Below are 22953 nucleotides of genomic sequence, written 5' to 3' on the forward strand. Positions count from 1 at the left end.
TCTCACCTACCTGTCATTTGCTTTTGGATCAAATACATTTCTTAACACATCTCCAATTAAATTAAAACTAAGTACGGTCAATAATATAAACATACCTGGGAAAAATGCTAAGTAAGGCGCATCCATCAAATAACTTTGAGCATCTTTCAACATGCTTCCCCATGATGCATTTGGCTGAGTTACTCCAACACCTAAGAAACTTAATGATGATTCTAATAGTATTGCAGTTGCTATATTTATAGTAGCTGAAACAATTATAGTTGGTAGTATACTTGGAATTATATGCTTAGTTATTATTTTAAAAGAGCTTTGTCCCGACGCTTTTGCATATAATACATATTCTCTTTCTTTTACCGATAGTGTCTCTCCCCTTACAATTCTAGCAATTGACATCCATCCTAAAAATCCAATTATAAGTATTAAGTTTTTAACTGATGCCCCTAAATAAGAATTTATAACCAAAATTAAGAAAAATGTTGGAATACACATAAGAATATCTATACTTCTCATTATAAAATCATCTATTTTACCTCCAAAGTATCCACTTATAGCCCCTATAATAGTTCCTACCAATGTAGATATTATCATTGCCATAAATCCTACCATAAGTGATATTCTTCCACCATAAAGGGATCTAGTAAAATAGTCTCTACCTACATCATCTGTTCCAAATAAATGTGTTAGGCTCGGTCTTAAAAGCCTATTAATCGGATCTATCTGGTTAGGGTCATAAGGTGATAAAAATGCAAAAACTGAAGCGATTGTAAAAATCACAATAATTGCAATGGCTAGTATTGCTAGCTTATTTTGTTTTAAATTTATCTTTAAGTTTTTAATTACTCTATCATTCATTTTACTACCCTCTCTTATGATTTAATTCTAGGATCTACCATTGCATATAGTATGTCGGCTATCAAGTTCCCGATTATAAGCATTGCAGATGAAAATAACGTTATTCCCATAACTACTGGGTAGTCATATCCAAAAATTGCATTTACTCCTAATTGTCCCATTCCTGGCCATCCAAAGATAGTTTCTGTTATAAAGGCCCCTGTAAAAATACTAGGAAGTGACATTCCAAATATAGTTATCACAGGCAATAAAGTATTTTTTAGTACATGTTTAAAAAGTATATCTTTCGTGCTAGCTCCATATGCATATTGAGTAGTGACATAATCTTGTTTTAATTGTTCTATAGTACTTGAACGAATGTATCTTATATACACTGATAAATTATAAAAACTTAAAACTGTAACGGGTAAAATTAAATGATTTATTAAATCTAAAGTTGTATCTACTCCAATAGTTCTCATACCTACACTAGGAAATATATTTAATTTTATTGAAAAAACATATATTAGCATCATAGCAAACCAAAAACTAGGTATAGAAATTCCAACATATGAAACTACATTTAACACCTTATCTATTATTGAATTTTTCTTATAACCTGATATAAGTCCTACTGGTATTGATATCATAATAGATATTATTAATGCACTTCCAGAAAGTAAAATAGTTGGCCCTAATCTTTCTAATATAAGATCTAATACAGGCTTACTATTAACCATTGAGTATCCTAAATTACCTTGTATAGTATTAAATAGCCATTTAAAATATTGAACTATTATTGGGTCATTAAGTCCTAAACTTTCTCTAATCCTTTCTATATCTTCTACATTCATATCTGGCGATATATATGCCTGTAGTGGGTCACCTGGTGCTAAATGCATTAATATAAATGATATTATAGTTATAAAAAATAACATCGGTATCATATTTAAAAGTCTTTTTATAATTTTTTCTTTCATACTGTCACCCCAATCTAAGCTTACTTGAAAAGAGCTGTTTCTATTATGAAACAGCTCTAAAATTTATATATCATTTTCACTACTTCTTATTTAATTTAGATAAATCTTGGAACATATATATTGGAACTAATTTAGCTTCATCTACTCCTGTGTATTGTTTATCTATAGCAACCATAGATTTAGGGTATGCTATCGGATATAATGAAACATCTTCAACTATTTTTTGTTGAATTTTTTTATATAGTTCTTCTCTTTTTGCACTATCTGTCTCTATAGATGCTTCTTTAAATAGTTTATTTACTTCTTCATTTGAATAACCTTGTACATTATTTGACTCTTCATTTGTAAATATAGATGCATATCCTGCTGGTTCATTCCCCATAACATACCCATTTATAGCCATATCAAATGTTCTAGTAGATAAATCCTCTGTAAATAATTGTCCTAAGAATGCACTTCTTTCTAAAGGAACTAAATCAACTGTTATTCCTATTTCTTTTAAGTTATTTTGTATTACTAGTGCTATTGATTCTAAAGTTTTATCCCCATTAGTATATCCCAATCTTAATTTTAAGTTTTCAGCTCCTGCAGATTTTAATAATTCTTTAGCTTTATCTTTGTTATAATCATATTTTTCAACATCATCTGTATAATATAATGTATTTGGTGCAAATAATGAATAAGCTTTTTTAGCGTATTTGTCTGATCCGTAAGCTGATGTCATTATTTGATCTTTATTTATTGCATAAGCTATAGCTTGTCTCACTTCTTTTTTAGCTAAATCTTTATTTTCTTCACATAAAACTAAATTGTCTACCATTCCCTCATCAAACATTTTCACATCTAAATTTTTATTTTTTGATACAGTTTCAACTTGGTCTGGTTTAACATAGTTTGCTTGAACTTCTCCATTTTGAAGCGCCATAGCAGCTGAATTTCTATCTGAAATTATTCTATATGCTACAGTATCTAAATTTGGATCTCCCAAGAAATAATCTTTATTCTTATCTAGTAAGATGCTTTCTCCAGATTTTACTTCTTTTATTTTATATGGTCCAGAACCTATTGGTGAATTATTTTTTTCACTCTTAGCTATATCTTTTTCTCCTTCAAATATATGCTTTGGTATAGGTCTTAAAGAACTTAATGTATCTTCAAATGACATTAAAACTGATGGTAATTTAACTTCAAAGTTTTGATCATCTATTTTTTTGAATTCAACAGGTTCTCCATTTACTAAAAAATCTGCTCTTCTTATTGAATTTTGATTTTTATCCATAATAGCATCATATGTATATATAATATCGTCTGTAGTTATAGGCTTTCCATCATGCCACTTTAAATTATCTCTTAATTTAACCTTATAAGTTAAATAATCATCTGATACATCAACTTTTTCAGCTAAATAGAACGTTTTCTTCTCACCTTCAATAACATATAATGGTGAATAAATAGCATTCATAAGCGTCATTGATGCTCTATCGTTAGCATACAATGGATTTGTTGTTTGTGGATTTCCTCCTGCTACTAAAGTTATAGATTTACCACTTGAAGCACTGTTTGTTTTCCCTGAATCTTTGCTTTCAGAACCTTTAGATGAACATCCTACAGTAAACAACATCGTACTGATTAGTCCTAGCGATATTAATCGTTTTGCAATTTTCATTTTAATCCCCCTTGAAATTGTATAAATATTAGATATTAGTCCCAGGTCTATTGTATGAAAATTGTATAAATATGTAAAATTGTTATTTTCTATTTCTTGCTATTCATATATAGATAAAAACAATTACATTAAATAAGGTATTTAAGACAATTTTTAGTAAAAAACAAAAAAGGACTTAAATAAGTCCTTTTTTATTTTTTTAATTTTAACTAGCTCTACTTTCTTTGTTAGCTTCTTTTTTAAAGCTTAATTTAGGAAACTCTACTACTAAAGAGATACTTGCAAATATTAATAGAAGTATTGGATAATATAAAAATTTAATAACTCCTATAGATGAAACTCCAGCAATTCCTACAGCCGTTAATATTTGAGCTCCGTAAGGAATCATACCTTGCCAACATGATGAAAATAAATCTAATATACTTGCAAGTTTTCTTGGATCAAGACCATACTTTTTCCCAATATCCTTAGCTAATGGTCCTGCTGTTATTATAGTTATAGTGTTGTTTGCTGTACATAAATCTATTATACTAGCAATTAAAGCTATTCCAAATTTAGCTCCAGTTGGGCTTTTTATCTTACTTGTTACAAAATTAAGTATAAAATCTATACCCCCATTGTGTTTTATTAGCCCTATTACCCCACCTACTATTACTACTAATATACATAACTCTTGCATTCCAGCCATACCTTTAGATACAGCATCTATAAATTGCCACATATCTAATGTTCCTGTAAAAATACCTATAGCTCCTGCAAATACAACTCCTCCTGCAAGAAGTACAAAAACATTCGCTCCAGCTAGAGCTCCAACTAACACTGCAACATATGGTACAACTTTTATTACTTCATAATGTCCAGCTTCTGCTGAAGCTGCTGTCCCTGCTGTCATTACAGCTATTATTATAAAGCTTAGTAGTGCTGCTGGAAGTATAACAAAGAAGTTCATTTTCACCTTATCTTTCATCTGACAACCTTGTGTACTTGCCGCTGCTATAGTTGTATCAGATATCATTGATAAACTATCTCCAACCATAGATCCCCCAACTATTATTGCTACTAATAACTCTAATTGTATTCCAGTTTTTTGCGATACTCCTATAGCAATAGGTGTTAGTGCCGATACAGTCCCAACAGATGTTCCCATTGATGTAGATATAAAACATACCATTAAAAATAAACCTGGCACTAATAAACTTGGTGGTAAAATTGCTAAGCTTAGATTTACTGTAGAATCCACACCTCCCATTGCTTTAGCTACACTACCAAAAGCTCCTGCTAATAAAAATATAACAATCATTATCAGAATATTGCTATCACCTGCATTCTTTAAAAAAACGTCCATTTTATTATCTAAAGATTCTTTAGGATTGATTATAAATGCCACTACAGCTGCAATTACAAATGCTGTTAATGCTGGCATTTTATAAAAGTCTCCAGTTAAAATCCCGCTACCTAAAAATAATATTAAAAATACACCTATAGGAAGTAATGCTATAGCACTTCCCCTTTTTTGATTCAGACTATTATCGTCTATATTTTCCATAATTTTTTCCTCCCTTTATATTATGAATAAGCTTCTTAACCCAACATCTATTGTATGAAAATTGTATAAATATGTAAAATTGCAAATATCTATGTACTAATTTGTAAATATAGAGAAAATCAATTATGTTAAATTTTAAACACTTTTTTCAGTAATTATAATTTCATTAAGTGTAAAAAAAAGCAAGTGAATATTAACATTTATTCACTTGCTTTTTTATTTAATTTGTATATTTTTTATTCTAAGAATGAGCTTTAAACATTTTAACATATTTCACTTTGCTTAGAGAATATGAAAGCGGAATAGCTATTACCATACTTACTATTCCTTGTATTAAGTTAGCAGGTATAGAAGCTGCGGAAATTATAGCACTACCTTTTAATACTATTCCAGCTATAAAATATCCTATTACCATTGTTAAAGTTCCTATTCCTGTTGAAAGTACACTTTTTATAATTGTATTATGATTTTTCATTATAATTCCAACTAAATATCCTTCTAATCCTTTTATTATAAGAGTAAATATTGCCCAATGAGCATATCCACTTAATATGTCCGCAAAAGCAGAACCTATTCCGCCCGCTATCATACCTGTTATAGGTCCAAACAATATTGATGAAATGAAAATCACGCTATCTCCAATATTAATGTATCCATCAGTTCCAGGTATTGGTATTTGTATGGCCATAGTAGCAATACAAACTAAAGCTATCATAAGACCCTTAAGCACTGTTTTTCTTGTATCCTCATGCATATTATATCCCTCCACAATCAATTTCTTATGCTTTTATTATAAAGAAACGTATTCAAACATACAATAATTATTGTACCCATACAATTATTATTTTGATTGTATGGGTACAATGATTATCATATACATATATACTTATTACCCTAAATTTTTCATAATTAAATTTTAATTTACTTAAGCATAAAAAGAATAGCCTAATTTGGCTATTCTTTTTTTATTATTTATATGCTTTAAAGTTTTTTAATCTTAATGCATTACTAACTACAGATACTGAACTTAAACTCATGGCTGCTGCTGCTATCATAGGATTTAGTAACGGTCCTCCAAATAAATATAATATTCCTGCTGCTACAGGTATACCTATAGTGTTGTACCCAAATGCCCAGAATAAATTTTGCTTAATATTTTTAATTGTTTCTTTACTTAATTTGATAGCTGTCGGAACATCCATAAGGTCACTTTTCATTAAAACAATATTTGCAGATTCAATAGCAACATCAGTCCCACTTCCTATTGCAATTCCGATGTCAGCTTTAGCTAGTGCAGGCGCATCATTAATGCCATCACCTACCATAGCTACAAAATTACCTTTTTCTTGAAGTTTTTTAACTTCATTTGCCTTATCTTCTGGTAATACTTCAGCTAAAACAATATCTATACCAACTTCATTTGCTATTGCATTTGCTGTCTTTTTATTATCTCCAGTAACCATAGCAACTTGAATTCCCATTTCATGCAATCTTTCTACTGCTTTTTTGCTATTTTCTTTGACTATATCAGCAACAGCTATTATACCTGCTAATTGATTATCGATAGAAATATACATAGGAGTTTTACCTTCACTAGCCAACTTATCTGAAGATACTTCCAATTCGCTAGTACTTATATTTTTATCATCCATAAGTTTCTTATTTCCTAATAATATTTGTTTTTCATCTATTATAACTTCTATACCATGCCCTGTTATAGAGTTAAAGTTAGTTACATTTAAAACTTCTAATTTTTCTTCCTCACCTTTTTTTACTATAGCCTCTCCAAGTGGATGTTCTGAACCTTTTTCTGCACTTGCTGCAAATTGAAGAAGTTCATTTCCACTAACTATATTAGTAGTTAAAATATCTGTTACAACAGGCTTTCCTTCTGTTATAGTTCCTGTTTTATCAAATATTATAGTATTTATTTTATGTGCAGACTCTAGCGCTACTCCACCTTTTATTAATATACCATTTTCTGCACCTTTACCTGTTCCAACCATTATAGCTGTTGGTGTTGCAAGTCCTAATGCACATGGGCAAGCTATAACTAAAATAGATATAAAAATAGTTAAAGAAAATACTAAATCTTTTCCGCCTACAAAGAACCAAAGTAGAGCACTTATTGCAGCTATTGCTAGAACTGTTGGAACAAAATACCCTGAAACAGTATCAGCCAATTTTGCTATTGGAGCTTTACTTCCTTGTGCATCTTCAACTAATTTTATAATTTGAGCAAGAGCAGTATCACTTCCTACTTTTTCTGCTTTAAATTTTATATTACCATTTTTATTTATACTAGCTCCAGTTATCTTATCTCCAACTTTCTTCTCAACAGGCATACTTTCTCCTGTAAGCATAGATTCATCTACTAAAGTATGTCCTTCAATTACTATACCATCTACAGGTATCTTACTTCCTGGTTTTACTACTATAATGTCATCTTCTTCAACTTCATCAATTGGTATTTCTAACTCCTGTGAATTTTTTATTATTATAGCAGTCTTTGGCTGTAATCCCATAAGAGTTTTTATAGCTTCAGACGTTTTTCCTTTAGATCTAGTTTCCAGATATTTCCCAAGTAATATTAGTGCTATTATTATACCAGCACTTTCGTAATATAATTGATGATCATGTCCACCTACATGCCCAATTTTTCCTGTAGCAATTTGTATAGTCGTATACATACTGTATATAAGAGCTGAAGCTGTACCTATTGCAACTAAAGAATCCATGTTTGGACTTTTAGTTATTAATGCTTTAGTTCCATTTATATAAAACTTGTATCCTGCTCCGATTATAGGTATTACTAATAATAATTGAACTAATGCATAGTTTAGTGAATTATGCATAGGGTTTATAAACTCTGGTATAGGTAATGGGCCAAATGGTTTAGGCATCATCGGTCCCATAGCTATATATAATAATGGAATTGCAAATATCATTGATACTATAAGCTTATTTTTAAGAACCTTTATTTCTTTTTCTTTTCTTATTTTATCTTCATCTATATTATTGTCTTTAATTTTTTCTACAACTTTATAACCTGCTTTTTCTATTGCACCCTTAATTTGTGATAACTTTACTTTCGATCCATCATACTGTATTGTTGCTTTATCTGTTGCTATATTTACATTTACAGATTTAATACCATCTAGTTTTTTTATACCTCTTTCAACTGCTTTTGCACAAGATTGACATGTCATTCCTTCTATTTTTATATCAATTTGCTTAGCTTCATCTACAACTTTATAGCCTGCTTTTTCTATTGCACCCTTAATTTGTGATAACTTTACTTTTGATCCATCATACGCTATTGTTGCTTTTTCTGTCGCTATATTTACATTTACAGATTTAATACCATCTAGTTTTTTTATACCTCTTTCAACTGCTTTTGCACAAGATTGACATGTCATTCCTTCTATTTTTATATCAATTTTTTCAAACAGTTCTGCATTTTTCACCTCTTCTTTTATACCATAACCAGCTTTTTCTATAGCAACTTTTAGATCCTCAAATTTAACTTTATTAGGATCATACTCTATATCCAGTTTTTCTGTTGCTATGTTTACATTTTGATTTTCTACCCCATCTAATTTTTTAACTGCTTTCTCAACAGCTTTTGCACAAGCCGCTCATGTCATCCCAGTTATTTTATAAGTACTTTTGTTTGTATTTATACTCATTGGTTTTCACCATCCTTAAATTTAATAGTTTATAATAACATTATATACCCCCCATGGGTATTTTGAAACACTTTTTTTCATAAAATTTAATTTTATATATATTTAACTAAATTTTATAGGTTATTCGCATCTTTTTATAAATTATTATTTTATGTAAGCATAAAAAAGCTGGTAATCTAATAGATACCAGCTTTTTTATTTCATTAATATTTCGATTTGTCCAAGTGACTTTTCTTTTCCATCCATCCCAACTCTCGTCATTATATATATTTCGTGAAAATCACCTATAGTTTCAATATTATTATCTTTTATATATTTCATAATTACATCGTAGTATTTGCCTGAATCTTTATATGCATCATCAAAGTACATAGTTAAGTATTTTCCTTTAGGTATTTTTATTATTTTTTCATCTATAAAATTTTTATTCTCACCTAAGTTTATCATTACATTTTTATAAACTACACTCTGATTTAATTTCATATCACTATACGAAGTTGTAAACGCAATTTCAGCATTTACATTTTCATAATCTTTTTCTACTTCTAATAATACTTTTCTCAAAATAATTTCAAATTCATCAGTATATCTATCTTTGCAATGATATGTTTTAAAAATTCTTTCTTCATTGTATTTAATAAATACAGTGTTAAGCCCTTTATCTAGTGAAATTTGTATCTTATTTTCAAGAGACTCAATCTTATTTTTGATATTATCTAATTCTTTTATCTTTTCATAAATTATTTGTTTTTGATTTCCAAGTATATTAAAAATCGATTCTAAAGATGTGTAGTTATGTGTTACTTCCTTTATTTCTTCTAGTGGCATCCCCATAGCTTTACATTGTTTTATTAAATCTATAGTACTAAAATCTTTCATAGAATAATACCTATATCCTGTAATTTCATTTATGTATGAAGGTTTTAACAATTCAACTTTTTCATAATGTCTAAGAGTCTGAACCGATATATTATTTAGTTTAGCCATTTGACCAATAGATAAATATTTTCCCATTCAATCACCTCTGCTATATTTTAGCATAATGTTACACTAAATCCATCTAATCTATTAATTTTGTATTTTCTAACAACTTTACAAATTCATTTTTAATTATTTTAGTTGATATAAAAAATACTTCTATTATGTCCTCATGTTTAGTGTACGCAACTCTAAACTTATTATTTTTTACCACTATTTTGTATTCATATATGACATTATTATTTCTTTTTAAATGATTAACAGTTTTAATTTTATATGGTTTTAAAACAATTATATCTTCTAGTTTTGTAAATATATTTTGTTTTATATCTTTTTCATAGGATTTGTTCGTTTAAAAAAACTTATTCAAATAATTATTTTCATTTATTATAATTTTACTATTCATACTTCCATTCCCTTTAAATTTATTAATTAAAATATTTCTATTTTATTATTTTCAAAAAAAACTTATTACTTTTCGGAAATTCAGCTCTTTGAATTTGTTTTAAACCTTTTTCTAATTTTTTGCCATCTAAATTATAAAATTGTTTATACTCAAATCCGTCTTGAATAACATTAAATATATTTTGATCAATTTTTTCAATCGTTACTTTTCTGTCCTTTTTAAAAGTAAGCAATTCAATTTTATTTCCTACATCAATTTTTTTTAAATTTTCAAATGTAGCTTTTCTAAAATTTTTTATATCTATCAATTTAATTTAATCCTCCATATAATTTTAATCATATAATCGTTTTACCCCTTTTAAAAAAATAAAAACTGAACCCTTTAAATAGAGTCCAGTTTTTTATTTATATATTAGATGCATCGCCTAAAATTATATTTTGACTTTGCTCTGATTCATTTATTACTTTAGCAGTATATTTTCTTACATTAGCCATTATATACATAACTATAAATGTTATAGATTCTGAAACTAATACACTTAACCATATTCCATTTAAACCAAATAACTTTGGTAATACAATTAAACAGATAGGTAAAAATATAATTGATCTAAATACGCAAATTAAGTTTGAAAATTTAGGTATTTCAATAGCTTGAAAATAAACTAATGTGTTTAAGTTTATACTTCCTATTATATACGCTAAACATGCTATCTTTATACCATGATACCCAAGTTTTGCTATGTTTGGATCAGTTGTAAATATACCAACAATGCTTCTTCCAAATACATAGCATATCAATGCAGCAGTTATACTAACAACTAATGAACACTTGCAATTTATCTCATAGAATTTTAACATTTTTTTAGAGTCTCTTCTTCCAAAATTATAACTTATAAGAGGTTGTGCTCCAAATGTTAATCCTAGTAAAACCATATAAATATTTGTAGTTATATAGTTTATTATGCTATATGTCGATATACCTATTTCTCCCATAAAGTTTGATAGTGCTATATTGTGTAAGAATACAATGATTGAAAAACTTGCTTGTCCGAAAAATGATGGGAACCCAATGTTTAAAACTTCTTTCATTGTATCTTTATTTAAAGATGTATTTCCAAAGCTTAAATACCCTCTTTTATTTAAGAAATGTGGAAGAAGTATAGCTACTGTAACTATTTGTCCTAACCCTGTAGCTATTGCAGCTCCCTTGATTCCCATGCCCAAAGGAAATATAAATACATAATCTAATATTACATTCGTTATAGCTCCTGCAATAGTTGAAACCATCGCAAGTTTTGGTCTATTATCATTTCTTACAAAACTATTTAATACTATACCAACTAAGTTAGGCGTGCAAAAAATAGCATAATATTTAAGGTACTCAACGGCTAAAGGTTCTAAATTATCCGTTGCTCCTAACATCCTTACAATTGGACCTGTAAACACGATACAAACTATACTTGTTACTATACTTATAATTAATAATAGCTTAAATACTTGTCTAAATATATCAACTGCTTTATCTATGTCTTCAGCACCTACATTCTTAGATACTAAAGCTCCTCCTCCAACTGCTAGCATACTTGCAATACCAAATAAAACTACAGTAAATGGAAGAACTATATTTACAGCTGCTAATGCAGAGTCTCCAACACCTTGGCCAACAAAGATTCCATCGATAACGGTATATAATGACGATATAAACATTGCCAATGATGATGGGACTGCATATCTTAAAAATTCACTAACCATAATTTCCCTCCTATTATTTTTCCTAAAACACATTATAAAGTCTATAGTAGGTATAGAGTCAATATCATTCAACAAATATTTTAAGTTTTCTAACAAAATAAAAAATTCACACCTTCTAGTGTGAATTTTATTTATTATAAATTCTATCTATTTTTATCATCTTTTAATGTAGCTAAAGTATATAAAGAGTATAATCCAGCTACCCCTACTAATGTAAATATACTTCTACTTATCATCGAGTATGTTCCTCCAAATAAGTATCCTACAAGATCAAGTTCAAATAGACCTATAGAACCCCAATTTAAAGCTCCTATAATAACTAATACTAATGAGATTTGTTTCAATAACATATTTATACACTCCTTTAATTTTTTCTTTTAGTTATTATTTCCAGTATTTTTTCAATTATTCTTTTTTTCTAATTTTAAAATCCGCAATATAAGAAAGCGTTATTCAGTCATTTATGATAGTATTATTGTATAGCTATTTAGGAGGTGTTTTTTATGTTTATAAGAAATGAAACTTTAGTAGACAAAGCTAAAACTTCTAAAAAACTACCAAATTTTATTTGGGCAATAATTTTAGCTTTATTATTTCTAAATATAGGTTCAATTTTAGGGTCTATAGTTGTTATTCCATTAATTTCGTTAATAAGTAGTATGCCTTTATTTTCATCTAACCCTGATTTTTTAATGCTAATAGCATCATTACTAAGCTTTATTGGTATATCTTTACTAGTATTTTTTAGGGTTTCAAAAATAGAAAAAAGAAGTATTAGCTCAATTGGTTTTTCTAAACACAATTGGTTTAGAAAGTATTCGATAGGATTTTTAATAGGACTGATTTTAATGAGTTTAGTCGTACTTGTTCTATATTTATTCGGATTTGTATATTTAGAACAAGCTCCTTCTCAGCCTGTAGGTAAATTTGCTTTATTAAACATCTTTATTGTTTTAATAGGCTGGATAGTTCAAGGTGGAACAGAGGAAATTTTAACTAGAGGGTGGCTTATGAATATTTTAAGTGCACGCTACAATGTAAACATTGGTTTATTTATTTCATCTGTTCTTTTCGGCCTACTTCATCTATTTAACCCAAATGTTAATATAGTAGCCATTTTAAATATAATACTAGTTGGGTATTTATTTGGTCTATATGTAATAAAAACAAACGACCTTTGGGGTGCTTGTGGTATGCATAGTGCGTGGAATTTTGCTCAAGGCAATTTATTTGGATTTGAAGTTAGTGGATTAAATGTTTCTGTTGGAAGCTTATTTGATTTTAACTTAAATGGAAACAGCCTTATATCTGGTGGAGTTTTTGGGCCTGAAGCTGGTCTTGCATCTACCCTTATATTAATAATAGGGATAGCTTTTATTCTTTTACTTGATAGAAAAGGCTTCTTTAATAAATATTTATAATAATTATCTTAATCTAACTAATACTATTTATAACGATTTTTTCTTCAATTTAGGAGGATTTTTATGCTAGAAGAGTTTATGACTAAATACATTCCTATTTTAGTAAGCATTTTTGAGTTTATGGGCGTTGTAGTTATATCTATAGGAGCATTTACAGCTTTTTATTACTATATTAGAAAAGTTTTATTTAAAATAGATGTTAGCGTAAAACATCAATTTGCTACAGCTATGGCCACAGGTCTTGAATTTAAATTGGCAGCTGAAATTTTAAAAACAGTATTAGTAAAAACACTGGATGAACTTGTTATTTTAGGCGCTGTATTTTTACTTAGAGTGCTTATGACTTTTGTTATAGAATGGGAAATTAAACAAGATAATAATGAAAATAGCAGAAAAATTTAAATGCAAAAAGGAAGTAGTTTAAATAAATTTATTTAAACTACTTCCTTTTTTATCTTACTACATAGATTTTATTTAATTTTTATATATTGATTTAAGTTATATTGATCATACTTTTTATTATTATAACTTATTGAGTGTTTAGGACAGTTGTGTATACACCTCATACAAGCCATACAATCATTTCCAAACTTAACGTTTTTGTTTTTATCATAGCTTATATTTGCTTTAGGACAATTTTTTATGCATTTACCGCATTTTATACAACTATCATCTACTGAAAGACTTTTGCCTATAAATTTTGCTATAAAGTTAAATAACTTAGCAAAAAAATCTATTTTTAATATACTAGCGATTTCTTTATTTTCATTTTTATAATTATTGAACTTGATATTTTTTAATAACTCATCTAACTGTTCATTTGTTTGACTTAAAATTTGATGAATCTCATCATATGTGTTTTGAGGATATTTGCCAAAATAAAAATTTCTAGGCATTACAAAAGTTTCTTTACTAACAATGTTATATCCCTTTTTTTTCAATTTATTTTCTAATGAGTCTACCCCATGAGCATTAACTATTCCTGCTGATGTACAGTAAACGATTGCATTAGATTTGTTTTTAGGTACATTTTCAACTACCCATTTTAAAAGTTTTTCAGGTACATTTGATGCATAATTTGGACCTCCAATTATAAGTAAATCCACATCTTCATCAACTGTAGTATTTTCATCAATACTATTAATTTTAACTACATGTTTTTCATTTTTTAGTTTTTCACCTAAATAATTTGCTACATATTGTGTATTTCCTGTTCCTGAAAAATATAATATATTAATCTTCATATATGCCTCCTAATGTTTAAGTCCTATTTGTTGCATAAGTTTTCTTTCATCTTTACCAGTGTAGACAGAGTGCAATCTAAAGAAAATGAATCTAATCCAGATATCATTTCATTGTGAATTTCTCTCATAATTTTTTCTAAATATAAAAATTCTTCAAAAGCTTTATTTGTAAGCGCAATATTTTTTTTCCTTTGATCTTCTTTACTTTGATTTATAACTATAAATCCACTTTCTTTTAATTTAGCTAAATTTCTACTGGTATTAGCTTTATTTATCCCCATAACCTTAGCTAAATCTTCTTGAGTGATTTCATCATAATTTTTTAGTTTAAATAAAGTCATTAGAGTTAATAATTGCCCTTGCCCTAAATTTCTGTCTTTTAAAGACTCATCCATTCTTGATTTTAGTTCTTTTGATATAAAATATATTAAATCTCCAAGAGGTTCATATTTTTTCATTTTAATCCTCCATATACTTATTTACTTATTTTTAAATTATTATAATGCATCTCAGTTGCGCACGCAACAATTTTATAAAAAGTAATGCTACAAAATTTATTTCGTAGCATTACTTTTTATAAAATTATTTACTTTTTTTATTTTTTCTATAGCAAATTCTATATCATCAAAGCTATGCGTTGCCATAAGTGTTGCTCTAAGTCTAGATTCTCCTTTTTTAACTGTGGGATATCTTATAGCTGGTATAAATATACCTTCTTCTAATAATTTTTTGCTAAATTCATTAGCAATATCTTCATTTCCTATAATTATAGGAACTATTGGGGTATTGCTTTTCACTTCAAATCCTATCTCCCCTAATTTTTCGCAGAAATATTTAACATTTTCATTAAGTTTCTTTATCAGCTCAGGATTTTTTTCAATTATTTCTATGCTTTTTATAGATGCAGATACAACGGAAGGTGATAATGCTGTTGAAAAAATAAAGCTTCTTGCTTTATTTCTCAAAAAATTTGTTATTTCACTATTTGCACATACAAATCCTCCCTCACTCCCAATGGCTTTACTTAATGTGCCTATAATAATATCTATATCTTTAATATTAAAATATTCACAACTTCCTTTTCCTTTTTCTCCTATAACGCCTGTAGCATGGGCATCATCTACTATAGTCATTAATTTATTATCTTTTGCTATATTTACAATTTCTTTTAAATTAGCTATATCTCCATCCATGCTAAAAACACTATCTGTAACTATAACCCCATACTTACTATTTTTTAACTTAACTTTATTTGATAAATCTATCATATCATTGTGTTTATAAACTACAACTTGAGCTTTTGATAATCTACATCCATCTATTATACTTGCATGATTTAACTCGTCACTAAATATTGTAAAGTCTTCATCACAGATTGATGATATTACTCCAACATTAGGCTTATTTTATTTTATTAGTTTACCTATATTTTAAATTTTTATCTATAAAAATAAATAACCCTTATATTAAATATTTCATATAAGGGTTATTTATTTTATTTTTTACTTATATTAATTGTAGCACTACTATTATCTTTTGCTTGATGTAATATTTTTATCTCCATTCCTAACTCTGGAACCTTAACACCTAATTCTGGAGCTGCTTGATTAGTAAAATCTTTTTTATCGCTAAACTTAGGATTTGCAGATGAATATTTGTCTATAGCTACTCTTCCATATGATTCTCCTGCATCTATAGAAAATTTACTCCCTTTTTTAGAACTAAATGCTGCATCATGCATTTGATATTTATTACTAGCTATTAATGATTCAGTTTCTTTGTCATAAAAATGCCAAGGTATATTTGTTTGATCTGCATCTACAACTGATAAATATCCACCTCCTGGGTGTACTCCAGTCCAGTTTTCACTATAATACTCATTTACATACCATACAACCATACCCGGGTCATATTCATACATTTGGCCAAATGAGTTTATTCCAGCTAACCCCTCATCTACTCCATCATGGTTTCTCCATTCTATTAAATAATAGTTTTTAGAATAAACCTTACCTTTATCAATATTAAATCCATTCAGTTCAAATTTAGATCCTTCTTCTGCATTATCAAAGAATAATTCATTATTATCATCAAATATGCTTATATCATCTACATAAAATCCACTTCCAAAAGTATATTTATCTGTCTGATATTCAAATTTTATCTCTACATCTTTCCCCTTATAATCGCTTAAATCAAATATAGCATCTACCCATCCATCAGATTTTCCTGTTATTCCATTTGGAATAACTACCTCCGCTCCTGGATCATGGTCTTTAGTAGTTATGTTACCTTGGATATAGTTCCAATCTTGACTGCCCTTTTCTCTAACCTGTATGCTTGCAAAATCCCACCCTTTTTCTATATCATATAAAGTTTTAAATTTTAACTGTGGGTTATTAGTATTATTTAAATTAATTTCTGCTGTCATGGAGTTTTTCAATGACTCTCCACCTTTTCCTTTTCCACCCCAATACACATTTTCACCACTAAATGGCTTAACTATTTCTGTTTCTAAATCAGGTAAATTTACTTTTACTGTTTGCCCCGTTTCACTTGCTTGCTTCAAATCCAATGTCATACCTTTTGGTGTTAAATCTTTATAATCTATCTCTGTTGATTTTTGCCAATTTCCACCGTATTTAATTTGCATAAGTTGTTTGCTATATGGGCTTATCCCTGTAGGCTCCGTTCCTGGTACTTTTCCTGCCCAACTTCCAGATGACATTAAAGACCAATTTGATATAGGTTCACTATAACTACTTGAATACTGAGTGTCATACTCATCTGGCATACCTAAGTCATGCCCAAACTCATGAGAAAACACCCCGCCTGCTCCATCTTCTGGATTTATAGTATAGTCATACGCTAGAAATTTCCCTGTTGAACTATTTTCACTTTGCGTTCCTTCTATTTGATAAATCCCTCCTAAATTCCATCTATGAGACCATATGGCATCACTTCCAAGACTTCCTCCTCCAGCTTCTTGACCCATACCTGCATGTATAAACATCAAATAATCAATCATTCCATCTGGTTCATTATAGTTACCATCTCCGTCTAAATCATATCTATCTATTTTATCAAAATCACTTAAATTTATATTTTTATCTTTGCCTAATTCTGTCAATCCATCTTTTATTAATTGTCTTGCATTTATATCATTATTAGAACCTTCCTGTTCTCCATACGATGCTGCACTTCCTGGTACAGTATACCAATCAGTTACTTTTCCATTTATTTTTAAAGTCCCCCCTGATTGTTGCTCGTAATATTGCTTCATTGACACTAAATTTTCTCCATTAGGCCCTTTATATCCATTTTCACCAAACAACATATCTTGAAAATGATCTCTTCCATAGTTTTCATAATACATATTTGATTCCCCTGGCTTTATCTCATTATGTTTATAATCATTGAATTCAACCAAAACAGTCAAAACATTTACCTCTGTAACTTCATTACTAGTCTTTACCTGATACTGATTTTGGCTATGTTTTTTTATATTCTTTTTTTCTTTTGATTTAAATTCATTTTCTTGTTTAGTTATATTTTGGCTTTTATTATTTTTTGCTAATTCATTCATATAGGTTCTAAAAGCCCTATTTGATTCTTCAAAGCTTGCATTTTTGTCTATTTTACCTTCCTTTTTTAACATTTCTATTATTTTCTCTTCATTAGCTATAGATATATCTACCGGTCCACTTATATTATCATTAGCGCTTCTATGTGAACTGTTTATATTTTGTTTTTCATTATTTAATGCATTTACTGAAGTCAGTGACCCCGCTAATAACCCTAATGTAATAACTAAAGATACTACCCTCTTTGAGTGCATAAAAGTCCCCCTAAATATTATTTTCTACATACTATGGAATACAACGTCCCAATTCTAATATATAATTTAATTTTTATATAAATTTAATCTATTGTATAAAAAACAAAGCACCTTATTTTTTAATAAGGTGCTTGCTATTTCCATTTACCAGTATCCAAGAAATTTCTTGTTCTATAATTATCATCAAACATATATGTAAGTTCTACGTCATGTGTAGCCGCAAAATATAGTGTATTCTCATTCCCTATATTTTTCAAAACCTCACAAGAAATCAATACTCCTTTTTAATACTGATTTAATTATATTATATAGTAATATATAGCTAAAAAATAGCAGATCTTGGGTCCATCCCAAGATCTTTTTATATTTTAGCTAACCTTATAGAGAACTTTGTTCCTATATTTTTTTCACTATACAATTTTAATTTTCCATTATGAAGTTTTATAATTTTTTTAGTTATTGCTAGTCCTAACCCACTTCCTCCGTCTGTTTTACGCGCTTTATCAGCTCTTACAAATTCATCAAATATATTTTCTATAACTTCATCTGAAATACCACATCCGTTATCAGCTATAATTATATCTATATACTTGTCACTCTTTATTAAATCAACAGTAATAGTTGTTCCAACTTCATTATATTTTATTGCATTTATAATTATATTTCCTAAGGCTCTCTCTAATGCCTTAGTATCAATAATAGAGTATATACTTTCTTCTGGTATATTCACATTAAGTAAAAATCCATTTTCTTCTATATCTATATAATACAAAGCTACTAATTCTCTTACAAATTCGCTTATATCATGTTTTTCTAAATTTAACTTATAACCTGGACTATCCAGCTTTGAAAAAACAAATAATTCATCAACTAAATAATTAATTCTTTTAGCTTTATTGTATATATAATCTAAATATATCTTTTTTTCCTCTTCATTTGTTACAACTCCTTGTGATATTGCCTTTGAATATCCTAATATTGAAGTTATTGGCGTTTTTAAGTCATGAGAAATATCTCTTATAATTCTCTTTTTACTGTCCTCAGCAATACGTTTTTCGATTTCAGATTTTTCTAGTTTATCAACAGTGGTATTAAATGATTCTTTTATTTTATTAAATTCTCTATATGAATTAAACTTAACACCTACGTTTGAATAACCTTCACTCATTTTTTTTATTTCATTTTCTAAAATTTTAAGTGGCCTAGATATCTTTTTTATAGACAGTATAGATAGCAAAACAAACATTAAAAATACTATAGCTATTGTTAGTACTAGACTAAAATATATGTAAGTTTTGGCTTTTTTAGTTCCATACATTTCATGCAAAAGCTTATAGCTATAATCTGGTATCTTTACAATATATAATTTATCACCTTGTTTATATGCTCTTGCTTCATACTTATAGTTTGTATTTTTTTCATTTATAAAATCTTCAACTGAGTAAAATTCTTTTTTATCTTTTTTTACACCTGTTACATTTACTACTTTACCATTTTTTACTTCTTCTATCCATCCATCTTCATTTAATACTTTTTTAATATCTATATCTTGATAATTTTCTTTAAATAAATAGTTTATTTCCCTTTTTGTTACTTCTAAATTTTTACTATTTACTACATCTCTGATTTCAATTAACGTTAAATAAAGAAATAGTACTATCCCAATTATAAATATTAATGTAGCTAAAATAGAATTTACTACAAATATACTATATAAACTTTTACCTTTTCTCAAAATAATTTTCCTTTCATGTTTTTTAATTATTATTATAAAAATACTCTATATATAAATTGTTATATATAGAGTATTTTACCAATGTTTTCAATTTTGATTACATTTTTTTAGTTAATATGTTTAATGTTTATCTAGTATATCATCTATTATTACTATTAATGTTAATATAAAAGCTTCATCTTCAAAATTTATATCTATTGTATATCCATCTGTAAGTTTAAATAAATCTTTTTTTATATCAGCTATTTCCTTGTCTTCCTTATACATCTTATATTTTCTATCAAATAAATTTCCATTTACCATTATCTGTCCATATTTACAATTTATAGTCATTTTATCTTTCATAAAAGTTAATTTTTTATTTAAAGTCGCTACTACTTCTGAATTTTCTATAACTTCATACTTAGGTAATAATGCTAGTTTTTGTTTTACATCATATAAAGTTTTATCATCTTTCATCATTTTAAATTGTAGCCCTACAGACATTAATTTATTGTCTACAAAAAATGCATCTTCTTCTTTATCATTTTTTATCCAAAAGTCTTCCTTCAATTTAAAAAGTTTAGATTTCATATAATATTTCATAGTTTTCCTCCTAATTTATAAATATTTATTTACTTTCAAATTTATATCCTATTCCTCTTATAGTCTTTATATATTTTGGTTCTTTACTAGTATCTTCAATTTTATCTCTTATTTTACTTATTTGAACCATTATAGCATTATCTTCTGCTATATAAACTTCATCCCACACAGATTCAAATAAGTTTTTTTTTGTAAAAACTTTGTTTGGATTTTTCATAAATAATTCAACTATTTTTAATTCTGTTGATGTAAGCGATATTTCTTTATTATTTTTTGTTAACTTGAAAGCTTCTAAATCTAACTTTAAATCTCCAACTTGTATTAATTTTTCTTCAATTTCAGGTAAATTTGAATATCCATACACCCTTCTTATTTGTGCATTAACTCTAGCAACTAATTCTAAAGGATCAAATGGCTTTGTAACATAATCGTCTGCTCCCATATCTAAAGCTAATATTTTATCGTATCCTTCAACTTTTGCTGAAATAACTATTATTGGTATATTTAACTTGCTTCTTATATTTTGAATTAATGAATATCCATTTAAATTCGGCATCATTATATCAACAATAGCTAAATTAATATCATTCTTATCTATAATATTAATAGCCTCGATTCCATCATAGGCCTTAAATATTTTATAATCAGAACTTCTAAAGTAAAGTTCTATTAACTCTACTATTTCTTTTTCATCATCTACGACTAAAATATTATGCATTATAATTCTCCTTTAATATTACTAGACTTATATGTTTATATTTAAATTATCTTATTTCCTTATTTTTAAAAATGTAGCTTGAAACTACCATTCCTACTAACAAATAAACTAAACTTATTATAATATTATTAACAATATTATTATTTATATCTGCTATATTTTTTAATATATAAGTTATGCTGTATGGATTCAATTTTGTAAAATATGAACATAGTATATCAAATCCAATTATTATGAAAATACCAAATGATATTGTATGTCTTGAACTTTTTATTAAAAGTCCTGGTATAAATAAAATTGAAATCAACCCTACTATAGGTATTAACGTAACTGAATATTTATAAATTACATCGCTAATTAATCCTAGATCTGGGATTTGAGTCAATATTGAAGTTGCTATAATACTTATTATGATTTGAGTTACTATAGTAATCAACACATTTATCCATATAAATACTAACTTGCCTATTAAAACTTCCGTCCTACTTATAGGATTTATAAGATATATTTTCATTCCTCCATTAGAAAATTCTTCAGTTATTACTTTAGAAATTAAAATTATAATAAACGGAGGTATTATCTTTAATGTTGATTGAACAAACATTGACATTATTTGTGATTCACTTAAAACTTCAGTCCCTGATATTTTAGTAGTTGCAAAATACGCTAGTGCTGTAGATGCTAGTATTAAAATATTTGCCAATATCAAAGCGCTTTTTTTATTAGTTATAAATTCATTTTTTATTATACTATTCATAATTAATTACCTCCTGTCACTTCTATAAATATGTCTTCTAAAGAACTATTGCTTACTGATACTTCATATATTGGTATATTATTATTTACAAGTTCTTTTATTACTAAGGCTATGCTAGCTTCATTAGCTTGAACAATTATTCCATTTTTTTCTATCTTTTCTACCTTTGCATAGTTTTTATCACTTAAAATCCTTGATGCTTCTCCTATGCTTGTAGTTTTTATAAAAAATAAATCTTTTTTAGTAGTTATGCTTTCTATGTCTGATTCTAGAATCTGCTTCCCATTTTTTATAATTATAACTTTATTACAAATCATTTCTATTTCATGTAGAATATGTGAAGATATAATAATAGTTTTTTTGTGCTTAGTTACCAATTCTTTTATTAATTGTCTCATTTCTATAACACCTTTTGGGTCTAATCCATTTGTAGGTTCATCTAATAGTATTATTTTAGGATTTTTTATAAGTGCCATAGCAATACCTAGCCTTTGTTTCATACCTAAAGAGTAATTTTTAGCTTTTTCATTTCCTCTATCTTTAAGTCCTACTATTTCTAATACTTCATCAATTTCATAACTACAAGAATACGTATCACTAAAATTTTTTACGATTTTTAAATTTTCATATGCCGTTAATTCAAGATACATTGCCGGACTTTCTATTATAGCTGCTACATTTTTTATAGCCTCTTTAAATTTTTTGTCTATATCATATCCATCAATATAAACTTTTCCTCCATCTTTATTAATTAAATTCAATATCATCTTCATTGTAGTACTTTTACCAGCTCCATTTGGCCCTA

Annotated in this window: 22 protein-coding genes; 2 read left to right on the forward strand and 20 right to left on the reverse strand. The window is 27.6% G+C overall.

Features of this window, described 5'->3' with window-relative positions:
- Positions 1 to 6: 6 nt before the first annotated feature.
- The 10 genes from ACRDDE_RS07405 to ACRDDE_RS07450 all read right to left on the reverse strand — a co-directional run bounded on the left by ACRDDE_RS07405 (position 7) and on the right by ACRDDE_RS07450 (position 12200).
- Positions 7 to 852 carry an ABC transporter permease gene (locus ACRDDE_RS07405; RefSeq protein ID WP_021433423.1) on the reverse strand — a complete coding sequence of 282 codons (846 nt, stop codon included), beginning with the start codon at positions 850 to 852 and terminating at the stop codon, positions 7 to 9.
- Between the two features lie 14 nt (positions 853 to 866).
- Positions 867 to 1811, reverse strand: a complete 945-nt coding sequence (locus tag ACRDDE_RS07410; protein ID WP_438626659.1) for an ABC transporter permease — start codon at positions 1809 to 1811, stop codon at positions 867 to 869.
- 79 nt (positions 1812 to 1890) lie between these two features.
- The gene (locus ACRDDE_RS07415) at positions 1891 to 3477 is read right to left on the reverse strand and encodes an ABC transporter substrate-binding protein (RefSeq protein ID WP_438626660.1); all 1587 of its coding nucleotides are present in this window, start codon (positions 3475 to 3477) and stop codon (positions 1891 to 1893) included.
- Positions 3478 to 3682: 205 nt separating this feature from the next.
- Positions 3683 to 5023, reverse strand: coding sequence for a Na+/H+ antiporter NhaC family protein (locus ACRDDE_RS07420; RefSeq protein WP_438626661.1), 1341 nt, complete (start codon positions 5021 to 5023; stop codon positions 3683 to 3685).
- A gap of 241 nt (positions 5024 to 5264) precedes the next feature.
- Positions 5265 to 5777 (reverse strand): ECF transporter S component, encoded by a 513-nt coding sequence (locus ACRDDE_RS07425; protein WP_114542809.1) that lies wholly within the window; start codon positions 5775 to 5777, stop codon positions 5265 to 5267.
- A gap of 214 nt (positions 5778 to 5991) precedes the next feature.
- Positions 5992 to 8712, reverse strand: coding sequence for a heavy metal translocating P-type ATPase (locus tag ACRDDE_RS07430; RefSeq protein WP_438626662.1), 2721 nt, complete (start codon positions 8710 to 8712; stop codon positions 5992 to 5994).
- Positions 8713 to 8907: 195 nt separating this feature from the next.
- Entirely contained in the window at positions 8908 to 9726 is an 819-nt protein-coding gene (locus ACRDDE_RS07435; protein WP_438626663.1) for a MerR family transcriptional regulator, read from the reverse strand.
- A 407-nt stretch (positions 9727 to 10133) separates the two neighbouring features.
- On the reverse strand, positions 10134 to 10403 hold the full coding sequence (locus ACRDDE_RS07440; RefSeq protein WP_438626664.1) for a hypothetical protein: 270 nt from the start codon (positions 10401 to 10403) through the stop codon (positions 10134 to 10136).
- 97 nt (positions 10404 to 10500) lie between these two features.
- Positions 10501 to 11850 carry an MATE family efflux transporter gene (locus tag ACRDDE_RS07445; RefSeq protein ID WP_438626665.1) on the reverse strand — a complete coding sequence of 450 codons (1350 nt, stop codon included), beginning with the start codon at positions 11848 to 11850 and terminating at the stop codon, positions 10501 to 10503.
- A 143-nt stretch (positions 11851 to 11993) separates the two neighbouring features.
- Complete coding sequence (locus ACRDDE_RS07450) at positions 11994 to 12200, reverse strand: DUF378 domain-containing protein (RefSeq protein WP_021431189.1); 207 nt, start codon at positions 12198 to 12200, stop codon at positions 11994 to 11996.
- Positions 12201 to 12353: 153 nt separating this feature from the next.
- Between ACRDDE_RS07450 and ACRDDE_RS07455 the strand changes: the two genes are divergently transcribed.
- Both ACRDDE_RS07455 and ACRDDE_RS07460 read left to right on the forward strand, forming a co-directional pair.
- Positions 12354 to 13271, forward strand: a complete 918-nt coding sequence (locus tag ACRDDE_RS07455) for a CPBP family intramembrane glutamic endopeptidase (RefSeq protein ID WP_438626666.1) — start codon at positions 12354 to 12356, stop codon at positions 13269 to 13271.
- Between the two features lie 63 nt (positions 13272 to 13334).
- A complete protein-coding gene (locus ACRDDE_RS07460; protein WP_438626667.1) occupies positions 13335 to 13673 on the forward strand; it encodes a DUF1622 domain-containing protein in 339 nt (112 codons plus the stop codon).
- Positions 13674 to 13741: 68 nt separating this feature from the next.
- Here ACRDDE_RS07460 and ACRDDE_RS07465 read toward each other — a convergent pair whose 3' ends face one another.
- From ACRDDE_RS07465 to ACRDDE_RS07510, 10 genes are all read right to left on the reverse strand, one after another.
- Positions 13742 to 14515 (reverse strand): EFR1 family ferrodoxin, encoded by a 774-nt coding sequence (locus tag ACRDDE_RS07465; protein ID WP_438626668.1) that lies wholly within the window; start codon positions 14513 to 14515, stop codon positions 13742 to 13744.
- A gap of 23 nt (positions 14516 to 14538) precedes the next feature.
- A complete protein-coding gene (locus ACRDDE_RS07470) occupies positions 14539 to 14973 on the reverse strand; it encodes a MarR family winged helix-turn-helix transcriptional regulator (RefSeq protein WP_438626669.1) in 435 nt (144 codons plus the stop codon).
- A 96-nt stretch (positions 14974 to 15069) separates the two neighbouring features.
- Positions 15070 to 15900, reverse strand: a complete 831-nt coding sequence (locus ACRDDE_RS07475; protein WP_438626678.1) for an aminotransferase class I/II-fold pyridoxal phosphate-dependent enzyme — start codon at positions 15898 to 15900, stop codon at positions 15070 to 15072.
- A gap of 110 nt (positions 15901 to 16010) precedes the next feature.
- The gene (locus ACRDDE_RS07480) at positions 16011 to 18353 is read right to left on the reverse strand and encodes an immune inhibitor A domain-containing protein (protein ID WP_438626670.1); all 2343 of its coding nucleotides are present in this window, start codon (positions 18351 to 18353) and stop codon (positions 16011 to 16013) included.
- 134 nt (positions 18354 to 18487) lie between these two features.
- Positions 18488 to 18610 carry a hypothetical protein gene (locus tag ACRDDE_RS07485; RefSeq protein ID WP_438626671.1) on the reverse strand — a complete coding sequence of 41 codons (123 nt, stop codon included), beginning with the start codon at positions 18608 to 18610 and terminating at the stop codon, positions 18488 to 18490.
- A gap of 104 nt (positions 18611 to 18714) precedes the next feature.
- Positions 18715 to 20088 (reverse strand): ATP-binding protein, encoded by a 1374-nt coding sequence (locus ACRDDE_RS07490; protein ID WP_438626672.1) that lies wholly within the window; start codon positions 20086 to 20088, stop codon positions 18715 to 18717.
- 120 nt (positions 20089 to 20208) lie between these two features.
- Positions 20209 to 20673, reverse strand: a complete 465-nt coding sequence (locus tag ACRDDE_RS07495; protein WP_438626673.1) for an LURP-one-related/scramblase family protein — start codon at positions 20671 to 20673, stop codon at positions 20209 to 20211.
- Positions 20674 to 20698: 25 nt separating this feature from the next.
- Entirely contained in the window at positions 20699 to 21391 is a 693-nt protein-coding gene (locus ACRDDE_RS07500) for a response regulator transcription factor (protein WP_438626674.1), read from the reverse strand.
- A 46-nt stretch (positions 21392 to 21437) separates the two neighbouring features.
- Positions 21438 to 22148, reverse strand: coding sequence for an ABC transporter permease (locus ACRDDE_RS07505; protein ID WP_438626675.1), 711 nt, complete (start codon positions 22146 to 22148; stop codon positions 21438 to 21440).
- A 2-nt stretch (positions 22149 to 22150) separates the two neighbouring features.
- The coding region (locus ACRDDE_RS07510) for an ABC transporter ATP-binding protein (RefSeq protein ID WP_438626676.1) at positions 22151 to 22953 on the reverse strand (803 nt) is incomplete at its 5' end.

Origin of the sequence: Paraclostridium sp., from assembly GCF_051656405.1 — a bacterium.
GTDB lineage: Bacteria > Bacillota > Clostridia > Peptostreptococcales > Peptostreptococcaceae > Paraclostridium.